Consider the following 3,584-nt stretch of genomic DNA (forward strand, 5'->3'; position numbering starts at 1 on the left):
CGGGCAATCAGCAGAAGGCCATCGATGCCTGGGCCGACGCCGTGCTGGCCGCGGCGCCGACGCTGCCCGCCGGTCCCGCCGCCGACATCCTGCGTCGGGTGCCCCCGCGCACCCGCTCGGGCGCGCTCGCTCCGGTGACCGCCGTCGACGGGTCGGACGGCGACGACGAGGTCACCGCGATCGCGCGCAGCGTGGCCGATCTCGACCACAGCTACCTCGCGGTGCAGGGCCCCCCGGGTACGGGCAAGACCTACGTCGGCTCGCACGTCATCGCGCGATTGGTCGCGGAGCGCGGGTACCGCATCGGCGTCGTCGCGCAGTCGCACGCCACCATCGAGCACATGCTCGACCAGGTCATCGCGGCGGGGGTGCCGGCATCCCGGGTCGGAAAAGCACCGAAAGACACCGCCGCGCCGCACGCGTTCACGGTGCTGCCCAAGAACGGCGTCGCGGCCTTCACCGCAGAGAACGCGGCGCACGGGTTCGTCGTCGGGGGCACGGCGTGGGACTTCAGCCATGAGGCGCGGATCCCGCGCGGCAGCCTCGACCTTCTGGTGATCGACGAGGCCGGACAGTTCTCGCTGGCCTCCACCATCGCGGTCTCGCTCGCCGCCCAGCGACTCCTGCTGCTGGGCGACCCCCAGCAGTTGCCCCAGGTCAGTCAGGGCACGCACCCCGAACCCGTCGACACCTCGGCGCTCGGGTGGATCATCGACGGAGCCGAGGTCGTGCCAGCCGAGCTCGGGTACTTCCTCGCCCGCACGCGACGCATGCACCCGGCCGTGGCGGGCCCCGTGTCGCGCCTGTCGTACGAGGGTCGTCTGGCCGCGCACCCCTCGACCGCGCTGCGCCACCTCGACGGCGTCGATCCGGGCGTGCACGTGGTGCCGGTGCGTCACGCCGGCAACGCGACCTTCTCGGTCGAAGAAGCCGACGAGGTCGCTCGGCTGGTCGCCGACCTCGTCGGCCGCGAGTGGACCGGTGCCGAGGGCGGAACAGGAGACACGGCGATCCCGCACGTGCCGCGGGCGCTGCGCGCCGACGACATCATCGTCATCACGCCCTACAACGCCCAGCAGGTCGCGGTCGAAGAGGCCCTCGCGGCCGCCGGCTTCGCGGACGTGCCGGTCGGAACGGTCGACCGCTTCCAGGGCAAAGAGGCGGTGGTCGCCATCCTCACGCTCGCGGCGTCATCCGGGCGAGAGGCCCCGCGCGGGCTGGAGTTCCTGCTCTTGCGCAACCGCATCAACGTCGCGATCTCGCGCGCGATGCAGGCCGCCTACGTCGTCTACTCGCCGGCGTTGCTCGACGACCTGCCGCGCACGCCCGAGGGGGTCGCCCGCTTGAGCGGGTTCGCACGCCTGGTGCAGCAGAGGGGCTGAGCCGCCCCCGGCGCTCCGCCTCAGGCCGTGCCGTAGAGGCGGTCGCCCGCGTCACCCAGGCCGGGCACGATGTAGCCCTTCTCGTTCAGACGCTCGTCGACGGCGCCGAGCACGAGGGTCACGTCGTGTCCCTCGACCTGCTTCTCGATCGCCGCGACGCCCTCGGGGGCGCCCAGCAGGCAGATGGCGGTGACGTCCTGCGCGCCGCGCGCGAAGAGGAAGTTGATCGCCGCACCCAGCGACCCGCCCGTGGCGAGCATCGGGTCGAGGACGAAGCACTGGCGGTCGCTGAGGTCGTCGGGCAGGCGCTCGGCGTAGGTCGTGGGCTCGAACGTCTCTTCATCGCGCACCATGCCGAGGAAGCCGACCTCGGCGGTGGGGAGCAGCTTCACCATGCCCTCGAGCATGCCCAGGCCGGCGCGGAGGATCGGGACGACGATCGGGCGCGGCTCGCTGATCTTGACGCCCATGGTCGTGGTGACGGGGGTCTGGATCTCGATGGGGTCGACGCGGACGTTGCGCGTCGCCTCGTAGGCCAGCAGCGTCACGAGTTCTTCGGTGAGCTGTCGGAACACCGGCGATGACGTCTGCACGTCGCGCAGCACGGTGAGCTTGTGGGTGATGAGGGGGTGGTCGGCGACGTGGACACGCATAGGCTCAAGGCTAACCGCTTCCCCCGTGCGCCACCGCCTCGTTCTCTGGAGCCCGATGACCCCGACCGACCGCGACCTCGCGGCGATGCGGCACGCGTTCGCTCTCGCCGACGCCGCGTCGGCCGACGGCGACGTCCCGGTGGGGGCGGTCGTGATCGACGCGGCGGGACGGGTGATCGGCGAGGGGCGCAACCTGCGCGAGGTCACGCACGACCCCACCGCCCACGCCGAGGTCGTCGCGCTGCGGGCGGCGGCGGCCCGGGTCGGCTCGTGGCACCTCGCGGACTGCACGCTCGTCGTCACGCTCGAGCCGTGCGTCATGTGCGCGGGGGCGATCCTGCAGGCGCGCGTGCCGCGGGTCGTGTTCGGATCCTGGGATGCCAAGGCCGGAGCCGCCGGGTCGATGTACGACGTCCTGCGCGACCGGCGCCTGCCCCACCGTGTCGAGGTGGTCGGCGGCGTCGACGAGGAACGCGCCGCGGCGCAGCTGCGGGCGTTCTTCGATCCGCGGCGCTGACGCGCGTCGGTCTGCCGCGGAGCCGCGCGCCGAGCCGACGCCGACCAGCGTCTCGTGACCCGCGCCGTCCCCGGGAACGCCGCCCCTCAGCGCGGCAGCAGCGGCAGGACTTCGGTGCCGACGAGGTCGGCGTGCTCGACGTCGCGGAGGTCCATCAGCTGGAAGTACACGCGTTCGGCGCCCAGGGCGCGCAGGCGCTCTACCTTCTCGGCCACCTGGGCGGGCGTGCCGATGATGTTGGCCCCGTCGTCGAACTGGGCGCGCGTGCGTCCGATCGCCGCGGCGCGGCGGTCGATCTCGGCATCGTCGCACCCCACGATCGTCGGCAGGGCGACCGACAGCTTCAGCGTCGCGGGGTCGCGCCCCTCGGCCTCGCACGCGGCGCGGACGACGGCGAACTTCTCGGCCACAACGTCCTCGGCGACGAAGCCGATGTTGAACTCGGTGGCGTACCGCGCGGCGAGGGCCGGGGTGCGCTTCGGGCCGCCGCCGCCCACGATCACGGGCACCCGCGACTGCGTCGGCTTCGGCAGCGCCGGCGCCTCGTCGAGACGGTAGTGCGCGCCGTCGAAGCTGAAGGTCTCGGCATCCGGGGTCTGCCACAGGCCCGTCACGACCTGGAGCTGCTCTTCGAGCAGGTCGAATCGCTTCGCGGGGAACGGGATGCCGTAGGCGGCGTGCTCGCGTTCGAACCACCCCGTGCCGAGTCCGAGTTCGGCGCGCCCGCCCGACATCGCGTCGACCTGGGCGACCTGGATCGCCAGGATCGAGGGGACGCGGTAGGTGACCGACGACACCAGGGTGCCCAGTCGGATGCGCGAGGTCTCGCGCGCGAGACCGGCGAGGGTGGTCCAGGCATCGGTGGGGCCGGGGCGCGGGTCGCCCTCGCCCATCCGCAGGTAGTGGTCGGAGCGGAAGAAGCCGTCCAGGCCGTGCCGCTCCGCGGACCGGGCGAACGCCAGCTGGTCGTCGTAGGTGAAGCCTTGCTGGGGCTCGGTGAACAGGCAGTACTCCACGGGGGGCCTCCGGGGG

Annotated in this window: 4 protein-coding genes; 2 read left to right on the forward strand and 2 right to left on the reverse strand. The window is 72.8% G+C overall.

What is annotated here, in order from left to right:
* Positions 1-1,382 (forward strand): ATP-binding protein (locus DBR36_RS00735; protein WP_146185144.1); only part of this gene is annotated, 1,382 nt, incomplete at its 5' end.
* A gap of 20 nt (positions 1,383-1,402) precedes the next feature.
* Here the strand turns inward: DBR36_RS00735 and upp are convergent.
* On the reverse strand, positions 1,403-2,035 hold the full coding sequence (upp, locus tag DBR36_RS00740) for a uracil phosphoribosyltransferase (RefSeq protein WP_056224019.1): 633 nt from the start codon (positions 2,033-2,035) through the stop codon (positions 1,403-1,405).
* A gap of 55 nt (positions 2,036-2,090) precedes the next feature.
* Here upp and tadA point away from each other — a divergent pair, with 55 nt between their 5' ends.
* A complete protein-coding gene (tadA, locus tag DBR36_RS00745; protein ID WP_108317129.1) occupies positions 2,091-2,552 on the forward strand; it encodes a tRNA adenosine(34) deaminase TadA in 462 nt (153 codons plus the stop codon).
* A gap of 86 nt (positions 2,553-2,638) precedes the next feature.
* On the opposite strand, the gene DBR36_RS00750 is transcribed toward tadA, so the two are convergent.
* On the reverse strand, positions 2,639-3,568 hold the full coding sequence (locus DBR36_RS00750) for an LLM class F420-dependent oxidoreductase (protein WP_108317130.1): 930 nt from the start codon (positions 3,566-3,568) through the stop codon (positions 2,639-2,641).
* Positions 3,569-3,584 lie beyond the last annotated feature (16 nt).

The organism is Microbacterium sp. HMWF026, assembly GCF_003061325.1.
GTDB lineage: Bacteria > Actinomycetota > Actinomycetes > Actinomycetales > Microbacteriaceae > Microbacterium > Microbacterium testaceum_E.